The organism is Pseudomonas sp. AB6 (genome assembly GCF_034314105.1).
Lineage (GTDB): Bacteria > Pseudomonadota > Gammaproteobacteria > Pseudomonadales > Pseudomonadaceae > Aquipseudomonas.
This window is the reverse complement of record NZ_JAVIWJ010000001.1, coordinates 2279162-2300535: the sequence shown is the minus strand read 5'-3', so window position 1 is coordinate 2300535 and position 21374 is coordinate 2279162. Positions and strand designations below refer to the sequence as shown.

Annotated in this window: 14 protein-coding genes; 4 read left to right on the top strand and 10 right to left on the bottom strand. The window is 53.4% G+C overall.

Annotation, left to right across the window (positions count from 1 at the left end):
- Positions 1 to 50 precede the first annotated feature (50 nt).
- The 3 genes from ccoP to ccoN are packed head-to-tail and all read right to left on the bottom strand — an operon-like array spanning position 51 to position 3048.
- Entirely contained in the window at positions 51 to 1001 is a 951-nt protein-coding gene (gene ccoP, locus RGW60_RS10840) for a cytochrome-c oxidase, cbb3-type subunit III (RefSeq protein ID WP_322204556.1), read from the bottom strand.
- A 3-nt stretch (positions 1002 to 1004) separates the two neighbouring features.
- Positions 1005 to 1613: a cytochrome-c oxidase, cbb3-type subunit II gene (gene ccoO / locus RGW60_RS10835; RefSeq protein ID WP_322204555.1), complete on the bottom strand. Its 609-nt coding sequence runs from the start codon at positions 1611 to 1613 to the stop codon at positions 1005 to 1007.
- Between the two features lie 10 nt (positions 1614 to 1623).
- On the bottom strand, positions 1624 to 3048 hold the full coding sequence (gene ccoN, locus RGW60_RS10830; RefSeq protein ID WP_322204553.1) for a cytochrome-c oxidase, cbb3-type subunit I: 1425 nt from the start codon (positions 3046 to 3048) through the stop codon (positions 1624 to 1626).
- Between the two features lie 100 nt (positions 3049 to 3148).
- Between ccoN and RGW60_RS10825 the strand changes: the two genes are divergently transcribed.
- Positions 3149 to 3841, top strand: coding sequence for an alpha/beta family hydrolase (locus RGW60_RS10825; protein WP_322204551.1), 693 nt, complete (start codon positions 3149 to 3151; stop codon positions 3839 to 3841).
- A 68-nt stretch (positions 3842 to 3909) separates the two neighbouring features.
- Here the strand turns inward: RGW60_RS10825 and RGW60_RS10820 are convergent, their stop codons facing one another.
- Together RGW60_RS10820 and RGW60_RS10815 are read right to left on the bottom strand one after the other, a co-directional pair.
- Complete coding sequence (locus RGW60_RS10820) at positions 3910 to 6219, bottom strand: hypothetical protein (RefSeq protein ID WP_322204549.1); 2310 nt, start codon at positions 6217 to 6219, stop codon at positions 3910 to 3912.
- A 415-nt stretch (positions 6220 to 6634) separates the two neighbouring features.
- Positions 6635 to 8416 (bottom strand): hypothetical protein, encoded by a 1782-nt coding sequence (locus RGW60_RS10815; RefSeq protein WP_322204547.1) that lies wholly within the window; start codon positions 8414 to 8416, stop codon positions 6635 to 6637.
- A gap of 688 nt (positions 8417 to 9104) precedes the next feature.
- On the opposite strand from RGW60_RS10815, the gene RGW60_RS10810 reads away from it, so the two are divergent.
- Positions 9105 to 11342 carry an autotransporter outer membrane beta-barrel domain-containing protein gene (locus tag RGW60_RS10810; RefSeq protein ID WP_322204545.1) on the top strand — a complete coding sequence of 746 codons (2238 nt, stop codon included), beginning with the start codon at positions 9105 to 9107 and terminating at the stop codon, positions 11340 to 11342.
- A gap of 86 nt (positions 11343 to 11428) precedes the next feature.
- On the opposite strand, the gene RGW60_RS10805 is transcribed toward RGW60_RS10810, so the two are convergent.
- The 4 genes from RGW60_RS10805 to acnA form a co-directional block, all read right to left on the bottom strand.
- Positions 11429 to 12070: a hypothetical protein gene (locus RGW60_RS10805; protein WP_322204544.1), complete on the bottom strand. Its 642-nt coding sequence runs from the start codon at positions 12068 to 12070 to the stop codon at positions 11429 to 11431.
- A gap of 409 nt (positions 12071 to 12479) precedes the next feature.
- Positions 12480 to 13145: a hypothetical protein gene (locus tag RGW60_RS10800; RefSeq protein ID WP_322204542.1), complete on the bottom strand. Its 666-nt coding sequence runs from the start codon at positions 13143 to 13145 to the stop codon at positions 12480 to 12482.
- Between the two features lie 240 nt (positions 13146 to 13385).
- On the bottom strand, positions 13386 to 14951 hold the full coding sequence (locus RGW60_RS10795) for a PAS domain-containing methyl-accepting chemotaxis protein (RefSeq protein WP_322204541.1): 1566 nt from the start codon (positions 14949 to 14951) through the stop codon (positions 13386 to 13388).
- A 398-nt stretch (positions 14952 to 15349) separates the two neighbouring features.
- A complete protein-coding gene (gene acnA / locus RGW60_RS10790) occupies positions 15350 to 18118 on the bottom strand; it encodes an aconitate hydratase AcnA (RefSeq protein ID WP_322204540.1) in 2769 nt (922 codons plus the stop codon).
- Positions 18119 to 18350: 232 nt separating this feature from the next.
- On the opposite strand from acnA, the gene rlmM reads away from it, so the two are divergent.
- A complete protein-coding gene (gene rlmM / locus RGW60_RS10785) occupies positions 18351 to 19415 on the top strand; it encodes a 23S rRNA (cytidine(2498)-2'-O)-methyltransferase RlmM (RefSeq protein ID WP_322204538.1) in 1065 nt (354 codons plus the stop codon).
- Between the two features lie 74 nt (positions 19416 to 19489).
- The gene (tusA, locus tag RGW60_RS10780; protein ID WP_322204536.1) at positions 19490 to 19744 is read left to right on the top strand and encodes a sulfurtransferase TusA; all 255 of its coding nucleotides are present in this window, start codon (positions 19490 to 19492) and stop codon (positions 19742 to 19744) included.
- 142 nt (positions 19745 to 19886) lie between these two features.
- Here the strand turns inward: tusA and RGW60_RS10775 are convergent, their stop codons facing one another.
- Positions 19887 to 21299, bottom strand: a complete 1413-nt coding sequence (locus tag RGW60_RS10775; protein WP_322204535.1) for an MATE family efflux transporter — start codon at positions 21297 to 21299, stop codon at positions 19887 to 19889.
- Between the last annotated feature and the right edge of the window lie 75 nt (positions 21300 to 21374).

Here is a 21374-nt window from a genome sequence, read left to right as displayed (position 1 = left end):
TCCAGAGAGTGGCAGTTTCTTAGCCTTAGGTTATTTTCTTTACAGAAAGACTATTTTGCCTTGGCTGTTTGTTCCCCAGTCTGTGCATTGTCTTGGGATAGGCTGTAAACATAGGCCGCTAACAACTGCACTTTGTCATTACCTAGCAGATCGTTTTGCGCAGGCATATGGCCCTGACGCCCGTAACGGATGGTTTGTTGCAATTGCGCCACGCTGCTGCCGTAAATGAAACCGGCAGGTTGAGTCAAGTCCGGCGCGCCCATTGCCTGAGTACCTTTACCGGCAGGGCCGTGGCAAGCAACACAGGTGGTGTTGAACGTTTGTTGGCCTGCCTCAATGTTGGCAGTGTCGTCAGCCGAGCGTGGCAGACCGGCAAGACCGTGACGTACATACGCCGCCACATTCTTCACCCCTTCGTCACCAAGAATCGGACCCCAAGCCGGCATCATCGCGATGCGACCACCCATGATGGTGGTCTTGATGGTGTCGGGACTGCCGCCCCAGCGCCAAATTTTATCCGCCAGGTTAGGAAAGCCGTAAGCACCCTTAGCGTCCGAGCCGTGGCAAACCGAGCAGTTGGACGCAAACAGGCGACCACCCATTTTCAATGCCTGTGGATCTTTTGCGACTTCCTCCACCGGCATGGCAGCGAATTTGGCGAAGATGGGTCCGAACTTGGCGTCAGCCTTGTCCATTTCCTTCTGCCATTCGTTAACCCCGGTCCAGCCATTTTCATAGCCGGGCAAAACGCCTTTCCAGTTACCTAAACCCGGATAAAGGATCAAGTAACCGATCGCAAATACGATCGTCCCGGCGAATAACATGAACCACCATTGCGGCAGTGGATTGTCATATTCCTCAATGCCGTCGAAGCTGTGACCCATGGTCTGATCGGTGCTGCCTTTGGTTTCGCCTTTGCGGGTGCCGACCAGCAACCAAGTGAGGGCTATCAGCGTGCCAATGGTCAGGACGCAAATGTAGGTGCTCCAAAAAGTTGTCATGGCTTACCTCTTGCTCTTGATCGAAGTGCCAAGCACTTGCAGGTAGGCAACCAGCGCGTCCATCTCGGTTTTGCCCTTGACAGATTCGACGGCCCCGGCGATGTCGCCGTCGGTGTATGGCACGCCAAAATTACGCATGGTTTTGAGCTTGATTTCAGTGTGGCTACTGTCGAGTGGAGTCGTTACCAGCCATGGGTAGGCGGGCATTTTCGATTCCGGCACGACGTTGCGCGGGTTGTACAAGTGCGCGCGGTGCCAATCATCCGAATAGCGTGCGCCGACCCTTGCCAAATCCGGCCCTGTACGCTTGGAGCCCCACAAGAATGGGTGATCCCAAACGCTTTCACCGGCCACTGAATAGTGCCCATAGCGTTCGGTTTCAGCCCGGAACGGCCGAATCATCTGCGAGTGACAACCCACACAGCCGTTGGCGATATAGATGTCGCGACCTTCAAGTTGCAGCGCGGTGTAAGGCTTCATGCCTTCGACCGGTTTGTTGGTCACGTCCTGAAAAAACAGCGGCACAATCTGCGTCAGACCGCCGATGCTCACAGCCAGCACCATCAGGAGCATTAAAAGGCCAACGTTTTTCTCGATTACTTCGTGTTTCATGGCGAACTCCTCAGGCCATTTGCGCAGCGGCGATGGCTTCGGCAGGCACTGAAGCCCGCACGGTGCGCCACGTGTTGTAGGCCATCAGCAGCATGCCGCTGAAAAAAATTGCGCCACCAATTAGCCGCACCACATAGCCGGGGTGGCTTGCGACCAGGGTTTCGACGAAGGAGTAAGTGAGCGTGCCGTCTTCGTTGACTGCGCGCCACATAAGGCCTTGAGCAATGCCGTTGACCCACATCGAGGCGATGTACAACACGGTGCCAATGGTTGCCAGCCAGAAATGCGCATTGATCAAACCCATGCTGTGCATTTGTGGACGACCGAAGATTTTCGGGATCATGTGGTAAAGGGCACCAATCGAGATCATCGCTACCCAGCCAAGAGCGCCGGCGTGTACGTGGCCGATGGTCCAGTCGGTGTAGTGGGAGAGGGCGTTGACGGTTTTGATGGCCATCATCGGCCCTTCAAACGTCGACATGCCGTAGAACGCGAGTGAGACGACCAAGAAGCGCAGGATCGGATCGCTGCGCAACTTATGCCAGGCACCTGATAACGTCATCATGCCGTTGATCATGCCGCCCCAACTTGGAGCCAGCAAAATCAGTGACATCACCATGCCCAACGACTGGGCCCAATCCGGCAGGGCGGTGTAGTGCAAGTGGTGAGGACCGGCCCAGATGTACAGCGTGATCAATGCCCAGAAGTGAACGATCGACAACCGATACGAATACACCGGACGTTCGGCTTGCTTGGGCACGAAGTAATACATCATCCCCAAAAAGCCTGCAGTGAGGAAAAACCCTACTGCGTTGTGCCCGTACCACCACTGCACCATGGCGTCCGTCGCCCCGGAGTAGATTGAGTAGGACTTGGTCAAACTGATCGGTACTTCAAGGTTGTTGACGATGTGCAAAATTGCCACGGTGAGGATGAACGCACCGAAGAACCAGTTGCCGACGTAAATGTGTTTAGTGGTGCGCTTTTTCAGCGTGCCAAAAAACACGACCGCGTAGGCGACCCAAACAATGGTGATCAGAATATCGATCGGCCACTCCAGTTCGGCGTATTCCTTGGAGCTGGTATAACCGAGTGGCAACGAGATGGCGGCCAGTACGATCACAAGCTGCCAACCCCAGAACGTAAACTGCGCCAGTTTCGGGGCGAACAGTTGCGTCTGGCAGGTGCGTTGTACCGAGTAGTAAGAGGCTGCAAACAGCGCACAACCACCAAAGGCGAAAATCACCGCATTGGTGTGCAAGGGGCGCAGACGCCCAAATGTTGTCCACGGTAAGTCGAAGTTGAGTTCGGGCCAAACCAATTGCGCGGCGATAAATACACCGAGCCCCATTCCGACGATCCCCCACACCACCGTCATAATGGCGAATTGGCGGACCACCCGGTAGTTGTAGGCGGTACTGTTCGTTGTAGTCATTTAGGTGTGTTCCTATCTTGCTTTGTTCGCAACAGAGCTCCGGAACAGAGCTCCGGGTCATAGCGCCGAGTTATTCAGACTGATCAAAAGCGAGGCAAGCATGAGCAATGGGCAAAGGGCCGGTATTGACGAGGATCAATGCGCGCAACTGGCGTACAACAATGGTTGGTTATGGACGCCTGCTTCGAAGCGGGCTGAAGACCCTATGGCGACCCTGATTTTGGCTCACGGAGCGGGTGCGCCAATGGACAGCGATTTCATGAATGGAATCGCTGAACGCCTTGCAGCACGGGGCGTCAACGTATTGCGCTTCGAGTTCGCCCACATGGCCCAGCGGCGGGTTGATAGCCGCAAGCGCCCGCCCAACCCGCAAGCGCAGCTACTTGACTGTTGGCGGCAGGTCTACACGCAGGTGCGACCACAGGTCGCTGGCCGCCTGGCCATCGGCGGCAAGTCCATGGGCGGCAGAATGGCCAGTCTGGTGGCTGATGAGTTGGGGGTAGATGGGTTGGTATGCCTGGGCTATCCGTTTTATGCCGCGGGTAAGCCGCAAAAGCCCCGGGTCGCGCACTTGGCGGGGTTGAAAACGCCGACGCTGATCGTGCAAGGCGAACGGGACGCGCTGGGTAATCGCCAGACAGTGGAGGGGTATGAGTTGTCAGCGCTGATCAGTCTTTATTGGCTAACGAGCGGTGATCATGATCTGAAACCGTTGAAGTCGTCGGGGTTTACTCATGAGGAGCACTTGGACAGCGCGGCGCAGGCCGTTGAGACATTTTTAAAGGGCCGCTAAATACCTGTTGGTGCGTGTTTAGAGCAGGTAGGGCCCAAACCGGGACCTACCTGTTACAGCGCTTGATTTTACTTTCTAATCCCGAAACAGTTCAATTTCAAATTGTTCGACACCAAGTTCACGCTGCCACCGTCCAGGTTGAAGGAGCGAGAGTTGCCGAGTGAACCACTGGATACTTGTTCATTCGTCCACCAGCCCCAACCGTTATGCCAGCCCAATAGGAGGCCTACTGACGGGTTTTCCTCTGCATAAACGGCGCGAAGTTGTTTGAAGTCATCAACGTTCATCGAGTGAACGCCTTGCTGATCGCAAAAAGCCCGATAGCCATAGAAGTCTTTGCGTACATCTTGGAAACCCACGAAAACCCGTGCACCCGAGGTGGTCAGTGTGTAACTAGCCGTGGCACCCAGCGCGTCCGTAACCGTGATCGTCGTAACGCCGTTACCAGCAGCGATAACCTTGCCATCGTTATCCACAAGCGCAACCGCAGTGGCACTGGATTGGTATTGGTAAGGTGGCTGGCCACCGACCGCGACGCGCGTGTAAACCGCATTGGTTGGCGGATTCGCGGGTGGCCGCCCTTCGAATACTACATAGCCACCGAGTGTCAGTGCGTGGTCGGCGCCCAAATTCAAAGGCGGCGCCAGCGCCTGCACATTAAAGGTCTTCGATGGTGACTCAACCGGCGCGGCTTCGCCACGAGTGACGCTGTAGTTAACGCTGACCTCACTGCCTGCACTCGCCACCGCTAACGACTTGGGCAATGTGAAGTCGATCTCTCCCGCGTCACCCGCTACCTGAGGCGCGGTCGTATAGGGAAAACTGCCTGCCCACTTCACAATAATGCTGTCTTTGCCATCAATGTCGGTGTAGCGAGGGACCGTCACGATGACGCCGGAATCAGGGATGTTTTCCGGGATCAGGAGGTCGTTTCGATCTACACCGGCGACGGTGGGTTTGGGGAGCAAAGTAGGGCCATGCGCAGCAACTTTTACGAGCAGTACGTCCGAGGGGAACGTCTGAGTGCCGCGCTCCACCGTGTACGACACATTGACATTGCCGTTCAGGTTGGCGTCCACATACATTTTTTTGACCCGGAAAAGCACTTCCTTCCCCGATGTTCCGCTGTTAAGCGTAGTGCTTGTGCTGTATGCCCCGCCCGGGGATGTGCCATCCCAATGAAGGATAACTTTGTCCAACGGCGCCATGCCTGCGAACGGTCGAATACGCACGAGTGCTTCCAACACGATGTCAGCTGGATCGAGTACACCGTTAGCACCCAGTCCCTCGACAATCGCAGGCGGCAGTAGCGTGCTTCCACCTGCGCTCACTTGAACATGCAGCGAAGGTGACTTGAAAAACGCTCGGGCGAACGTAGTCACTGTGTAATACAGCTCTAGCGTGCCACCTGCCAACGCGCTGACTTTTTCGTCGGGGATCAGAAACGCCAGCGGCACCCCGACGTCATCACTATTGAGATTCTTGACTTCCTCATGGATAACATTGGCCCCGCTGGCCGTCTTGCCCATCCATACCAACGTGACATCGTTGCCGTCAGCCATAAAGTAATAGGCCGGCACCTGAGCGATTACGTTGTGCGCGGTAGGATCAAGCACGCCGTTATTCTGCTCCGCCGCAGGTAGCTTCGGTGGCGCCAATACCTGAGTTTCTCCGACGATTGACAGGGGCAGGCTTTTGGAACGCAACTCATCGCCGGATGCCGTCTTAACCTTATATTTAAGCCGCGCGCGACCTTGGGCAATCGGCTCGAATTGTTCATTCGGAATCAAGAACTGCACAAATCCGACTGACGTCCCTACTGCCTTTTTCGAGACATAAGGTTCCAGCCCCATGCCTTCAGCCGTGCTGCGTTCGAGAGTTAGTGTGATTTCATCCGTGGCATTGATACCCGGATAAGACAGCACCAGTGCCTGTACGTCGGCACCGGCCAGAGTCACCAGATCCAATTCCATATTCAGGGCCTGTGGCGCGACTGGGGCGGGCAAAGTCGAGTTGCCGACTTCGACTTCGACGTAAGTGGGAAGAGACCAGCGCGACCAATTGTTTACAACGTCGCGAAGTTCATAACGTACTTCTAACATGTCGGAATCGCCAGCGGCATCAATGATGTCCTTGGCAATGGGGAGTACGACGGGTTTGCCAATCTCGGATTCAAGACTCAATTCATACTTGACGAATTCACCGTTCCACGAAAGTGTAATTCTGTCGCCTAATTCCATATTGTGATACGGCGCAATAGTAACGCTTACACCTTTGGTCGAATTGATAATACCTGGCGGTGAAATAACCACTTTGATCAGGGCTTCGTTTTCCCACGGTGTGACCGGGTTAATGTCAGTCCCACCGGGTAATGTCAACTTAACTCTGATGGTGGCAGGGTGGGATGTATTTTTTAACCCGCCAATAGGTTCGGTCACTTCGTAAAGTAGGGTTATCTGCTCAGGACGAATGTACTGCTGATCCAGTCCCAATACAATATGTGACGGCGTTTCAGGGATGAGATCTCCATCTTTGATCGTATAGTTTAAAACAGGGATGCTATCGCAATATAGATCGATGACATCACCCACCGCCATGCCTGAGTAAGGTCCTACTTTTACGAGAAGAGGTACTCTGGGGTCAAGTGTATCCGCATAACCTATACCACTAGGATCATGAAGGTTTTGCATAGAGGGCGCAGGGAGTAAGGTTTTTAAAAAATTTGTCATTATGTTTTCCGGTTTTATTAATTCATTAGAGGGCGAGCCGTTAGGACTCGCCCAGTTCATTACATCAGCAGCCTACGCCAGGGATGGCCATTCGAATCAAAACCGACGCGGTTCTGGAATTCACCGGACCGTTAGGACCATCGACTTTGTAATAAGCTTCTGCATGGCCTGTACAAATTAACCGTAACTTGGTATCTGGAACGCGGAAGCTATAACCGTTGACAATTTCGTCAACGTCTAGTGTATGCGTCTCCTCTAGACTTGCGCCCGGTACAGGTGTGCTTCCGTTGGCTGCGTTGTACCCATGAAACACCAGGGTGACGCGAGGGTATTTCTCGATATTTTCGTAGGGAGCAATGAAAATGGGAGTACCGTCAGGACTTAAAACCGGGCTGATAGCGTTATTTTCATTGGCACTTGTATACACTGGCTGAGATAAGCCAACTTCGCCGCCAGGTAAATCGCCCTCGGATCGAACTTCGACTGATTGGGCGAAGGATTTGGATATGTTTGGGTTACCGTCATGACTGACGGTATAGTAAACTTTGATCGCCTCGCCTGATCCCTCGGCAGCCATTACTTCATTGGGGATGGTTAGCGTAATATCCTTGTTTAGATCGATGGTTTTTATCTGGAATGTAATCGGTGTTGGTTGTGAACCCCAGAATAAGTGGACTTGGTCGCTTATTACGAAATCACTCTTCCAGCCAATGACGGCTTTTGCCTCTAGTAAAAAATCTTCTTCATCAATTACGTTGTCATCGTTATTAGCGTTACTGCTGGTTCCTCGGATTATCGGTAGATCGAGATTCTCATTTTCTGGGGTTTCCGGGTCCGGGTCAACGGGGCCTGGTAATTTCAAATTGACATTTACCATTAGCTCAGTAGAGCTACCGATCAAAATATTATTGCGCAAGACTTCATAACGAAGCGCGACCTCTCCATCCCCAGACAGTGCAATAGTTGAATAACGAACATTGATATCAAAGATTGGCTCTTGTGATTCATCGCCAGGCTTTAGCTCAGCTTCTGGCAAAGCAATATTACCCCAGTACAGGGTCACTTTGTCGCCGGATTGAGCATCGGGATATTTAGAAATACTCACGGCTACATTGGCGCGTGCGTCCGCGTCATCAATCACACCGTCTTCTGCTTGTTCGCAGAGTGGCGCAGGGAAGTTGTTTGGTACGGGTGTTAGAAGCAGGCTAAATGTTTTTGTCTGGGATTTAATCGATACGTTTCCAGCACGGTCGGTGATAATGTAGTGTACAGGCTCTGTAACATCGCCAACACTCTCCAAAAATGCTCGGTTAAAGTCGATCATCACCTCATCCATAGTGACTTCATCTTCCATTACCGTATGCGTCGGGCCAGCTTTCTCCCCCCAAAACGTTTGAATATAGTCGCCCCACGCTATGCCGGTATACCCAGGCACCTTCGTGTTTAATACATCGCCCAAAGCTGACAATTCGGCAGAAGTTAGTACACCGTCATTGATAACTGACGGGAATACCAGCCCGGCCAGCAGTCTGCCACCTGGCGCGGTTCTGTCGACAATGATCTGGGTGGGGTCAGAGTCGTTACTTAGGCCCCCTCCCGAGTTTTTGGCTTGATAAGCAACAGCATACCGTCCGTCGTTAACCAAAAGAGCTGCGGGGACGTTGAGAAAAATTGAAGCGCCGGGTTCCTCATTCTCGGCAATTTTTTTGATTTGTCCCGTAGGGATTTCATTCCATAACAGTTGGTATGTGTCTCCAGGTAAGGCTTCGTCCCAAACGACCAAAGTTGCAACAATGGGGTTTTGTAGGTCATCAAGCGTCAATAGTCCATCGATGGGATCAGACAACGGTATAACCGGGGCATTCAATGCCCGTGGACGGTTTCGTTTGCGAGTTATTAATGAGCGCGGGTGTGATGTACACATGGTAGTTCTCCAGGTTTAAAGACGACATTAGGTTTTTTAAATGTTCGTTACTTTTTAATTGGCAATAAAAGACCGATAATTTTTCACAAATTAACGTTTGGCCAAATATTGTCCAAGGTTTGAAAAATACTATCAGGTAGAGGGTTTCTCTATCTGTGGTTGAACTAATCGTAAGTCGTCCTTTGTGTCAATAGGGGGTGGTAAATAAATATTATATTTTATATATAATATTTTGATTGTCGGAATAGTATTACTTGGATATAAGACTTGTCCTGCATTAATGCGCTGATTATTTTCATTTTTTATTTTTGTAATAATCACCGAGCTGCACAGAATTTTTTCTGTGCCGAAAAAGCACTGATTGATCCGCTCCGCCGTAGTTGGTAGATGTTGCCCATCGTAAAATTCGATTATCCGATTAAAATCTAATGTTAACAGATGCTGAGAATGTCCATTAGGTAGGAATCCCTCGCCGTCAAGTAAATGTCTGTAGGAGAAATATTACTAAGATCAAGACAAGTCCTACACACTAAATAGATATCGTGCGGAGATTTGAGGTTTACAACTTTAGACAATACCCACTCTATTTTTTAGCGTGGGAGCATGGATATTGGAAAGTAATCGACAGTTGAATCGTCTGAACTTGAGTATGGCGGGAGTTGCCTTAGGGATGTCGGTGGCTGGAGCCGCATGGGCAGAAACTGAATATATCGTGGGGGGCGTCACAGAAATTAGTGCATCAACCGAGAACGATTTTCAAGTTTCTGGAGGGGCGACCTTTAATATCAGCGGCGCCGATGTTGGACGTGTTGCTGTTGATAGTTCATATATAAATATTAAAGGTGGATCGATCAGTCAATATGGCGCTGGTGGACTCATTCTTCGGTCCAGCGTACTAAATGCGGGCGGAACGGTTATTTCTAACTCTAAAGGAGACGGGCTTAAGTTAGAATTTGGTGCGGGTGGCATTATAAATGGTCCGTCAAAAGCATATATAACCGATAGTAAGATATCAGGCGTTGGCAAGGGGGTTTTGGTGGGGAAGTTGGGTTACCTAGAATTGAGCAATACTGATGTTGTAGGAATTCAGAGCGGTGTAGGCAAAGGGATAGGCATAGATGTGAAGGGCGGTACAGTTATCTTGAAGGAAGGTAGTTATGTTCTGGGTGATAGTGTCGGAATGTTATTGACCTCGGCTGGGGAGTTGCCCGGAGGTGGACGAAGTACGGAGTTGGATGCTATCACCATTGATAACTCTATTGTACAGAGCACGTATGGGTCGGCTATCACAGTTGATGAGATTATTCATAGTGGTAATGTTTCCATTGGTGGTTTAGCTAACATAGTTGTCCAAAACGAATCCACTCTACTGTCCGGTAACGGCAACCTCCTGGAAGTCAAACACGTTAGCACCGCCAACCTCAAAGTCGATAACAGCACTCTCACCGGCAATTTGGTCGCCGATGACACCAGCACTCTCAATGTGACTCTACAAAACAACGCGAGCCTCACTGGCGATGTGATCAATGGAAACAATCTAGCCGTCAATTCTGGCGCGCAGTGGCAGATGGTTGGCGATAACGCTGTCAAGACCATGAGCCTTGATGGCAGCCAGGTTAGATTCGGTCTCGATGGCTTTCATACGCTGTCGTTAGGCCAGTTATCCGGGAGCGGTGTATTTGGCATGAAGATCGATCTTGATGCCGGGTTGGGTGACCTGTTGAACGTGAACGGTCAGGCCAACGGTAATTTCACATTAGCAGTAAAAAACACTGGCACCGAACCGGTGTCACCAGACCTGCAACCCTTGCAGATCGTCCACACCGAAGGCGGTGATGCGCAGTTTAACCTGCTGGGCGAGAAGGTGGATTTGGGTGCGTATTCATACGAGCTGGAAAAACAGGGCAATGACTGGTTTATCGTCGGTTCCGGCAAAACCATCAGTCCGTCGACCCAAAGCGTATTGGCACTGTTTAATGCGGCGCCGACTGTTTTTATGAGCGAGCTGACGACGTTGCGCAGCCGCATGGGTGAAGTGCGCGGCAGCGAGGAAGGCGGGGGATGGATGCGAGCTTATGGCAGCCGTTTCGACGCTGCCACGGGTGCAGGTATTAAATATAAACAGCAACAACGCGGAATGTCGTTCGGTGCGGATGCCCCCGTTCCTATTGGCAATGGCCACTTACTGTTGGGTGTGCTGGGTGGCTACAGCACAACTGATTTGGACCTTAGCCATGGAACGTCGGGCAAGGTTGACAGCTACTACGTGGGGGCTTATGGCACATGGTTGTCGGAGGAGGGTTACTACGTAGACGCCGTGCTTAAGCTCAACAAATTTCGAAACGAATCGAAGGTTGCCATGAGTGATCAGACCAAGGCCGAAGGCGATTACAACAACACCGCTGTCGGTGGCTCGGTGGAAGTCGGTAAGCACATCAAGCTCGGCGACGACTATTTCATTGAACCCTTCGCGCAGATGGAGGCTGTGGTGGTGCAAGGTGATCACTACCGCCTCGATAATGGTCTGGAAGCCAAGAACGACCGCACTCAATCGATTTTGGGCAAAGTCGGTAGCTCCGTGGGTCGTAACATAGCGCTGAAAGACGGCGGTGTGCTCCGACCTTACCTTCGTGCTGCGGTGGCTCATGAGTTCGCACGCAGTAACAGGGTGTCGGTCAATGAAACGAGTTTCGACAATGACCTGTTCGGGTCGCGTGCCGAGCTGGGCGTCGGGTTGGCGGTATCGCTGTCGAAGAATCTGCAAGTACACGCTGATTTCGACTACATGAAAGGCAATAACGTCGAGCAGCCGTGGGGGGCGAATGTGGGTATCAGGTTAGCCTTCTGATGGGTTGATATCGAAGGCTTTTTACTCTGCATCGAGTACCTCAAAAACCCCTGGTGATCACTCACTGGGGGTTTTGATTTTGGCCGTCAGGGTTTCTTCCGGTTCGGTCTACTTCTGCGTTGAAAAGAGGTTTTACGGCTCTTGTGTTTGTCGTTTGTGGTGTAGGACTCGTGCAGGTTGACGTACAGAATCGCTGAGGTGCCGATCCTTTGGCCGTTACGGTAAACGTCGTAACACACCTCTACTTTGCCTTGCTGAAGATGAGACCTTGGGCTGTGAAACAGCCATTCGCTGCCTATGACCGTTTGGTTCGCGTTCGTCGCATCAATAATTTGTTTTGGGTAAACCGCCCCTCCCCATAGCAGGTTGAACTCGTCACCAGGTTCGAGGTGCGCAGACCCCGGTATCAGCACCCTGAAACCTTTTCCGGCTTGGTCGAGGGACACTGACGTTGGATCGACGTCCTCCAGCGAGGGGGCCGCCAGATGCCCGGAAATCAGGGCTGGCAATGCAGCCGCGTATTCAACCGCTGTCTCATGATCGTAATTAAGTGACATCTCCTCGGTTGTCGAAGTGAAATTAGGGCTGTCTTGTGTTTCTGTCGGAAATTGAGGGCCTGCGGGCAAGCCGGGTTTGCTAGGGCTGTCTCGCCGAGCTGGACGGTTACTTTCCGTCGGCAGCTTTTTTTTCTTGATGGGAGGAGAGCCAGGCGACTGGTTATCGTCCATGTTTAATAATCCTTCCGAATAGTGAGATTGAAATTTTTGCCGCATTGGATGTATAGGTCACGGTGATCATTTGATCCTGGGAAATACATTGCCGTGTGTGACTGCACGACGGCGTCTAGTCAAAGGTTAACTGCTGCGTACGTGTTTTTCTAGTTAAAGTGAGGTTGGAGTGATGGCGCTGGTGTTCCGGCCGATAGGTAATGAACGAGTCATCTACAAGTAATGTTAGTCGGGAAATTTGTCAAGTATCGTATCCATTTGGGTAGGGTTTTCTAATATGTAACATTCGCTGTAGGAATAAACTTACATGGGCGGATTTATTCCTACAAGCCCATGGGAATCTACTTAACGTCGACAAAAATAAAAAAACCGGCAGACCAGCTGCCTGTTTTTTACAATATGCAAAAAACTATTGGTTTATGGTTAATTCCATGGTTTTAGAGGTGATGGATACATTGCCCGCACGATCAGTGATGGAGTAATTGATCACGAGTTTATCGGTTTCGAAAGAAAGCAAAAATGCTTTATCGAACTGAATTTTTATTAATGAAGTTGTGAGGTTCTCAGGCTCTACCAAAATCACAGGTCCATGCACTCCATTACACACCGTTTGAATACGGTCGCCCCGTCCCATCCCGGCATAACCGGGGATCAAGCCTGCGAGGGAGTCACCGAATGTAATGTTAGGAAAGATGATTGGAGCCAGCAGGGCTGCGCCCGGTGCGGTACGATCGATCTTGATTACAGTCATCTCAGAATCGAATATATTTTGTCCTGGGAACGAAATTGTTCGATAGGCGATTGAATAATTTCCATCGTTCATGAGCTCAGTTGCTATGGGAATGAGTCGGGTCAACAAACTACCGACGTCTGGAAGGGGGGTGGGTAATTGAACGGGATCCCCGATAGTGAGTCCGTTCACCAACAGTTGGTAACTATCGAGAGATATCGCTCCTCTCCAAACCGGTAAATGAACGACAATGTCGCTTTGAAGATCGGCAACTTTAATTAAACCGTCTGGCTCTGCTGCCGGAACAGTAGGGGCCTCTAAGCTATGCTTTGGTTGATTGGTCATTTTTATTCCTGACTAAGATTAATTAATGTTAGTGATCGTTTTGACAGGCCTACCTATCATTATTCAACCAATAGCGTTTTGCTAACTAAGTCAAGTTCAATCTGTGGTGAAAAAATTTTCACTAAAGTGGTTTGTATCCTAAATGGGTTAAGTGTGTGAAATTTCCTACGATCTAAATTCCACCCAATAAAAAACCCCAACAAACAAGTCTGTCGGGGCTTCTGATACAACGATTAGCAACTACCGATTAAAGCGCTCAACTAGTGAGTACTGAGTATGTGCTGTACTGGTCAGCTCACCGCTCAATTGCGCCGAGCGCCGCGCTTCGTCTGAGGTTTTATCCGCGAGTTCGGCAATGGTGCTGATATTACGGCTGATTTCCTCCGCGACGGCGCTTTGCTCTTCGGTTGCTGCGGCGATTTGGGTGGTCATGTCGGTAATGTTGGCCACGGCGTCGCTGATGCCAGCCAAGGCCTGATCGGCTTCCATTACCCTGGCAACGCCTTCTTCTGCCTGGCGATGACCGGCGTCCATGGTTTGCACCGCCGCAGTAGCCGTTTGTTGAAGTTTAGCGATGAGGCCGTGAATTTGTCCGGTGGATTCGGCGGTGCGTTGTGCCAGTTGGCGAACTTCATCGGCGACTACTGCGAACCCCCGGCCCATTTCTCCGGCGCGAGCGGCTTCGATGGCGGCGTTCAGCGCCAGCAGATTGGTTTGATCAGCAATGCCCTTGATCACATCGACTACGCTGCCGATTTCGTTGCTGTCTCTGGCCAACTGGGTCACGGTCAGCCCTGTTTCGCCGACAGCGGCAGACAGGCGCTGGATAGCGGCGCGGGTTTCGCCAGCAATATTACGACCTCGTCGCGTCAGTTCATTGGCTTGCTGGGTCGCCTCCGCAGTGCGTTGCACATGGCTGGCAACTTCTTGAGTGGTCGCCGCCATCTGATTAACGGCTGTGGCCACCTGTTCGGTTTCGACGCGTTGACGCTCCAGTCCCGAAGAGCTGGCGTGGGCGAGGGTGTCCGACTGCTTGGCTTGGTCAGTCAGTTGTTCGGCGGTGTCTTGCAAGCGTGTCAGGCACGTCCTCAAGCGCGCCTCCTGACTGAGAATGGACATTTCCAGTCGGGCCTGTGGTCCACGGCTGTCGGTATACATTTGAGCAATCAAGGGGTCAGATGTGGTTTGCTCGGCCAGTTTTAACAGGCGCTTGATGCCACGTTGTTGCCAAGTCAAGCCGAGCAGGCCTAGCGGTACCGATAATACGGCCGCCAGTGCGAAGCCCCAATTGGAGTTCAGCCACGCACCGATCAAAAAACTTAGCTGGCTGACCATGATGAATGGAACCCAGTCTTGTAACACAGGCAGCCATTTATCTCGGCCAGGAACCGCCGATTTTCCCAGATTCACGCGCAAGTACAGCGCTTCAGCGCGACGGATTTGTTCCGCAGTGGGCTTGACCCGTACCGACTCATAACCTACGCACTGATTGTTCTCAAACATCGGCGTGACGTAGGCGTTCACCCAATAGAAATCGCCGTTTTTGCTACGATTTTTAACGATCCCCATCCAGGGCTGCGCTTGCTTTAGGGTGCTCCACATATGGTCGAAGACCGCAGACGGCACATCGGGGTGGCGGACCGTATTGTGCGGTGCGCGAAGCAGTTCTTCGCGGGAAAATCCGCTGATCTCGACAAACGCATCATTGCAGTAGGTGATTACGCCCTTGGCATCGGTGGTTGATATCAACCGTTGTTGCGCGGGAAACGTCCGTTCGCGTTGAGTGATGGGCTGGTTATTACGCATGGCTGTTCGATCCGCTGGGCTATAGCGTGGTATCGGCCAAATAGTAGAAAAATTAAGCGTCTTTTTTAAAGAACACTCAAAATTTACCTCGTTAACATGGGAGTCGGGTGCTGTGACCCCCGTTTGCGGGGTCTTATTTCTGCATATTGTTCGACAATTCAAGGTGTTCATTTGGACGGCCAAACAAAAACGTGAGTGCCAGGCACCCATCACCGTCGGCCTTTTACGCTAACACTCACTTATTCGGAAGGAAATTGGACTTATGATCAGTTGGGTCCGGGCTCGTTTTCGATGGGCGTGCTTTGCACTCCATCGCGGGCCAGCCAGCCCGTTTGGCTAAAAATACCAGCGCCTGCAGCCCGCATGGCGACAAACGCTGGGTCAATAACGTGAACCGATCAGCTTGCGATGGCTTGCGGACCTCCTGTATTGCCAATCAACTGACGCAACACATAGTGCAGAATGCCACCCGCCTTGAAGTATTCAACTTCATTGAGGGTATCGATCCGGCACAGCACTTCGACGTCTTCATGGCTGCCGTCAGTGCGGGTGATGGTCAGTTTCAAACTCATCCCAGGGCGTAACTCGGCGTGGGTCAAACCACTGATGTCGACTTTTTCATCGCCCTTCAGCTTCAGCGTCTTGCGACTTTGGCCGTTTTTGAATTGCAAAGGTAATACGCCCATACCTACCAGATTAGAGCGGTGAATCCGCTCGAAGCTTTCAGCGATAACCGCCTTGATGCCTAGGAGGTTAGTGCCCTTTGCGGCCCAGTCTCGGCTAGAGCCAGTGCCATATTCCAGACCGGCAAACACCACCAGCGGCGTGCCTTCGGTCTGGTAACGCATGGCCGCGTCATAGATCGGTAGTTTTTCCTCGGTGGGAATATGGATCGTATAGCCGCCTTCTTCGCCACCCAGCATCTCGTTGCGGATGCGGATGTTGGCGAACGTGCCGCGCATCATGACTTCATGGTTACCCCGGCGCGAGCCGTAGGAGTTGAAGTCGCGGGGTTCGACGCCTTTTTGCCGCAGGTAGCGACCGGCTGGGCTGTCAGCCTTGATATTTCCGGCAGGGGAGATGTGGTCGGTGGTCACCGAGTCACCCAGCAACGCCAGGATGCTCGCACCGCCCACGTCTTCGATCACCGGCAGTGGCCCGGCAATATTGTCGAAAAATGGCGGGTGCTGGATGTAGGTGGAGTCATCCTGCCAGACATAAGTCGCGGCTTGAGGCACTTCAATCGATTGCCATTGCGCGTCACCGGCAAACACTTCGGCGTATTCCTTGTGGAACATACCGGTGTTGACCTGGGCAACGGCGTCAGCGATTTCCTTCTGGCTCGGCCAGATATCGCGCAGGTACACCGGTTTGCCATCCGAGCCGTCGCCCAGCGATTCGGTGCTGATGTCGATACGCACGCTGCCCGCCAAGGCATAGGCCACGACCAACGGAGGAGAGGCGAGCCAGTTGGTCTTGACCAGCGGGTGTACACGGCCTTCGAAGTTGCGGTTGCCAGACAGTACCGAGGCAACCGTCAAGTCCGACTGTTGGATAGCTTTCTCAATAGGTGCCTCCAACGGTCCGGAGTTGCCGATGCAAGTGGTGCAGCCGTAGCCGACCAAATCAAAGCCCAGCGCATCGAGGTATTGGGTCAGCCCGGCCGCTTTATAGTAGTCGGTGACCACTTTGGAGCCCGGCGCCAATGACGTCTTGACCCACGGTTTGCTCTTCAACCCTTTTTCCACGGCTTTTTTTGCCACCAGTCCCGCCGCCATCATCACGCTGGGGTTTGAGGTGTTGGTGCAGGAGGTAATGGCCGCGATAACGACCGCGCCGTTTTTCAGGCGATAGGTATGGCCTTGGTACTCGTAGTCTGCTTCACCAATCAGGTCGGCGTTCCCCACCGCGACACCACCCCCGCCTTCACTTTCCAGTCGACCTTCTTCTTTATGTGATGGCGCGATTTGCAGGCCCAGAAAATCGCTGAACGCTTGTGCGACGTCGGGCAGCGAGACTCGATCTTGCGGACGCTTCGGCCCGGCGAGGCTGGCTTCAACGGTGCTCATGTCCAGGTCAAGGCTGTCGGTGAATACTGGCTCTTTACCCGGCAGGCGCCATAGGCCTTGGGCTTTGCAGTAGGCCTCCACCAGTTTTACGGTTTCGGCAGGACGCCCGGACAAGCGCAAGTAGTTCAGGGTGATGTCGTCGACCGGGAAGAAGCCGCAAGTTGCGCCATATTCCGGCGCCATGTTGGCGATAGTGGCGCGATCGGCCAGTGGTAGATCGGCCAGCCCGTCGCCGTAAAACTCGACAAATTTACCGACCACGCCTTTTTTACGCAGCATCTGCGTGACGGTCAGTACCAGGTCGGTGGCAGTAATGCCTTCTTTTAGCTTGCCGATCAGCTTGAAACCGATGACCTCCGGAATCAGCATCGACACCGGTTGCCCGAGCATCGCCGCTTCCGCTTCGATACCGCCGACGCCCCAACCGAGCACGCCCAAACCATTGATCATGGTGGTGTGGGAGTCCGTGCCGACCAGGGTGTCCGGGAAGGCGTAGGTGCGGCCATCCTCGTCTTTGGTCCACACCGTGCGCCCGAGGTATTCCAGGTTGACCTGGTGACAGATCCCGGTGCCCGGTGGCACCACGCTGAAGTTGTCGAAGGCGCTTTGACCCCAACGCAAGAACGCGTAACGCTCACCGTTGCGCTGCATTTCGATGTCGACGTTCTGGCCAAAGGCGCTGGCATCGCCGAACTTATCGACCATCACCGAGTGGTCGATCACCAGATCTACAGGCGACAGAGGGTTGATACGTTGTGGATCACCCCCCGCTTTGGCCACGGCGGCGCGCATGGCCGCCAAATCGACCACCGCCGGCACGCCGGTAAAGTCTTGCATCAGCACCCGAGCCGGGCGGTATTGAATTTCCCGGTCCGAACGGCGCTCGGTGAGCCAAGCGGCCAAGGCTTTGAGGTCGGTGCCGGTAACGGTCTTGTTGTCTTCCCAGCGCAGCAGGTTTTCCAGCAGCACTTTCAACGACATCGGCAGCGTGTCCAGGTCGCCCAGGGTTTTTGCAGCTTCTGGCAGGCTGAAATAATGGTAGGTCTTATTATCGATTTCTAATGTTTTGAGGCTTTTCAGGCTATCGAGGGAGGGCATGACATAACTCCTTGACGAGTCCGCACGGTACGGACCTTGGAATTGAACAGCGTCTTAAACCAACATTGATGCGGTCTGAGGGGTGGTGCTGGCCAATGGCTTGAGTATTACTGGACCGCAGAACGGGGCCAGTGGTTCATGATTGGGCTATCATGCGCCGCTTTTAAGCCTTGAGGCTCACCTCAAGCGCCGCGCAGTGGCTAAATGTTTCGCCACTGCCCAGGAGAAATAGATGAACACCCTGTTTATGCACTGCCGGCCGGGCTTCGAAAGCGAAGTCTGTTCAGAAATTGCCGAGCATGCCGCTCGCCTGAACGTGGCCGGATACGCCAAAGCCAAAACCAACGCGGCCTGTGCCGAGTTCGTGTGCACCGAAGAAGACGGCGCCGCACGTTTGATGAAGGGGCAGCGCTTTGCCGAGTTGATTTTTCCTCGGCAATGGGCGCGGGGGGTGTTTCTCGATCTGCCGGAAACCGACCGTATCAGCGTGATTTTGGCGCAGCTGGCAGGTTTTCCGGTCTTCGGCAGCCTGTGGCTGGAGGTGGTCGATACCAACGACGGCAAAGAACTGTCGAACTTCTGCAAAAAATTCGAAGCGCCGTTGCGCAAGGCATTGGCCAACGCGGGCAAACTGACGGAAGACGCCAGCAAACCGCGTTTGTTGCTGACCTTCAAGAGTGGGCGCGAAGTCTTCCTCGGCATGGCAGAGGCTAATAATTCGGCGATGTGGCCCATGGGCATCCCACGTTTGAAGTTCCCCCGTGAATCGCCTAGCCGCTCGACCTTGAAGCTGGAAGAGGCGTGGCATCATTTCATTCCCCGTGATCAATGGGATGAGCGCCTGTCGGGTGAGATGACCGCTGTCGATCTCGGTGCCGCGCCAGGTGGCTGGACCTATCAACTGGTGCGTCGTGGAATGCTCGTGACCGCCATCGATAACGGGCCGATGGCCGAGAGCCTGATGGACACTGGTTTAGTGCAGCATTTGATGGCCGACGGCTTTACGTTTAAGCCACGTCATCCGGTGGATTGGATGGTGTGTGACATCGTCGAAAAACCTGCGCGCAACGCTGCGTTGTTAGAAACCTGGCTGGGGGAGGGCTTGTGCCGTGAAGCCGTGGTTAACTTGAAATTGCCAATGAAACAGCGCTTTGCCGAAGTGCGTCGCCTGTTGTTACGCATCGAAGAAGGTTTTGCTGATCGTGGGATCAACGTCAGCATTGGCTGCAAACAGCTGTACCACGACCGCGAAGAAGTCACCTGCCATTTGCGTCGACTGGACGGCAAGCGCCGTTAATTCTGAGCCTACCCGGCGAAATTGGCGGCATTCGCTTATTGGGTGACAATACCCGCCAGCTTTTGGAGAGACCTATGCCCGAACTCATCGATACTTTGCCGGTTGACGCGGTTCTTGACGCCAGCGGCCTAAGTTGCCCAGAGCCGGTGATGATGCTGCACCAAAAGGTGCGGGATTTACATGCGGGCGGCTTGCTCAAAGTCATCGCCACCGACCCTTCAACCCGTCGCGATATTCCCAAGTTTTGTGTGTTCCTGGGTCATGAACTGGTCGAGCAACAGGCTGACGGCGGGACGTATGTGTACTGGATTCGCAAGAAGATTGATTGATCAGATTCTGTAGGAGGGTCCGCCACGTCTTCGACGCCGCGCTGTCGCACAGCAAACTGTGTGGCACTTTTTGTGTGGTTTGAGGTTGCAGGGTGTCAGGACTGAAGCCTTCCCGAATAAATTCGGTCCCACAGTGCCGGGATTACCTTGCCGCCATCCGAATCCGCTTGCGCGCACTGCTGACCAAGCGCATCGACAGCATCAACGCCGCGCAGGATAGGCCGACAATCAACCCCTGCCACAGGCCGCCGGGTCCACTGGCGGGGCCGAGCACGTCGGTCAGGCCGAGAAGGTAGCCGACCGGCAAACCCACTCCCCAGTAGGCGAACAATGTCAGGATCATTGTTACCCGTGTGTCTTGATAACCGCGCAACGCACCTGCTGCGGTGACCTGAATCGCGTCGGAAAACTGGAACAGCGCCGAAAACACAATCAACGAAGCGGCCAGCTTTATCACCAGTGGGTCGGCAGTATAAATCCTGGCGATGTGCTCACGCATAAGCAGCATCAAACTGGCCGAAAAGCACGCGTAAAACAACGCCGTCGCCATGCCGACACCGGCAGTAAAACGTGCGTCTCGTGGCGCATTGCGGCCTAGGGCCTGGCCGACCCGCACGGTGACCGCCATGCCCAGCGAAAACGGGATCATGAACACCAGCGAGCTGAAGTTGAGGGCGATTTGATGCCCGGCCACCACGTTCGAGCCTAGACTGCCGATCAGCAGTGCGATCACGGCAAAAATACTGGCCTCGGCAAACACGGCGATGCCGATAGGTAAACCGATATCGATCAGGCGTTTGATCACTGCCCATTGCGGCCATTCGAAGTGGCTAAAAACGGCGCTCGGCTTATAGACCGGCGCTCGGCGTACCCAGGCAATCATGCCCAAAAAAATCCCCCACATCACAATGGCAGTGGCCCATCCGCAACCAACCCCGCCAAGCGCCGGCATGCCGAAGTGGCCGTAGATGAAGATGTAATTCAGCGGAATATTCAACGCCAGGCCGCAGAGACCCAGCACCATGCTCGGACGGGTTCGGCCCAGGGCATCACTGAGGCAGCGCAATACGTAGAACAACGCCGTAGCGGGCATGCCGCAAGCGATGCCGCGCAGGTATCGCATACAGGGTTCGATCAGTACCGGATCAACGCTCATCAGATGCAGCACCGGTTCAGCGCTCAACAGCAGCAGCGCGGCGATAACACCCACCGTCGACGCTAACCACAATGCCTGCCGCACCAAGGAGCCTATTTCCGAAGTTTGACCCGCACCATGCCGCTGCGCGACTTTGGGCGTGGTCGCCAACAATATGCCGGTCATCAGCAAATAGATCGGCACCCAGATCGAGTTGCCCAAGGCCACGGCCGCCAAGTCACGAGGGCCGACGTTGCCCGCCATCACGGCATCGACAAACCCCATCGCGGTATAGGCCAGTTGCGCAATGATGATTGGCAATGCCAGTGCCATCAGCGAGCGAAGTTCTAGACGAACGCGAGCTGTGCGATTGAGCGGCAGTAGATCTTTAGGCGGGGCAAGTGTCTTTGCACAATTCACGGTCAGTCCAAAAGCGGGTACAGAAAGCCGAGCATTCTACCTGCTTGACACTAGGGTCAGGAATCCTAGTTGTGT

Bases quoted from the DNA above. Each gene is read 5' to 3' on its own strand.
- tusA (WP_322204536.1), top strand. From the start codon at position 19,490: ATGCCCGAACTCATCGATACTTTGCCGGTTGACGCGGTTCTTGACGCC.
- RGW60_RS10795 (WP_322204541.1), bottom strand. From the start codon at position 14,951: ATGCGTAATAACCAGCCCATCACTCAACGCGAACGGACGTTTCCCGCG.
- RGW60_RS10800 (WP_322204542.1), bottom strand. From the start codon at position 13,145: ATGACCAATCAACCAAAGCATAGCTTAGAGGCCCCTACTGTTCCGGCA.
- ccoP (WP_322204556.1), bottom strand. From the start codon at position 1,001: ATGACAACTTTTTGGAGCACCTACATTTGCGTCCTGACCATTGGCACG.
- rlmM (WP_322204538.1), top strand. From the start codon at position 18,351: ATGAACACCCTGTTTATGCACTGCCGGCCGGGCTTCGAAAGCGAAGTC.
- acnA (WP_322204540.1), bottom strand. From the start codon at position 18,118: ATGCCCTCCCTCGATAGCCTGAAAAGCCTCAAAACATTAGAAATCGAT.
- ccoO (WP_322204555.1), bottom strand. From the start codon at position 1,613: ATGAAACACGAAGTAATCGAGAAAAACGTTGGCCTTTTAATGCTCCTG.
- RGW60_RS10825 (WP_322204551.1), top strand. From the start codon at position 3,149: ATGAGCAATGGGCAAAGGGCCGGTATTGACGAGGATCAATGCGCGCAA.
- RGW60_RS10805 (WP_322204544.1), bottom strand. From the start codon at position 12,070: ATGGACGATAACCAGTCGCCTGGCTCTCCTCCCATCAAGAAAAAAAAG.
- ccoN (WP_322204553.1), bottom strand. From the start codon at position 3,048: ATGACTACAACGAACAGTACCGCCTACAACTACCGGGTGGTCCGCCAA.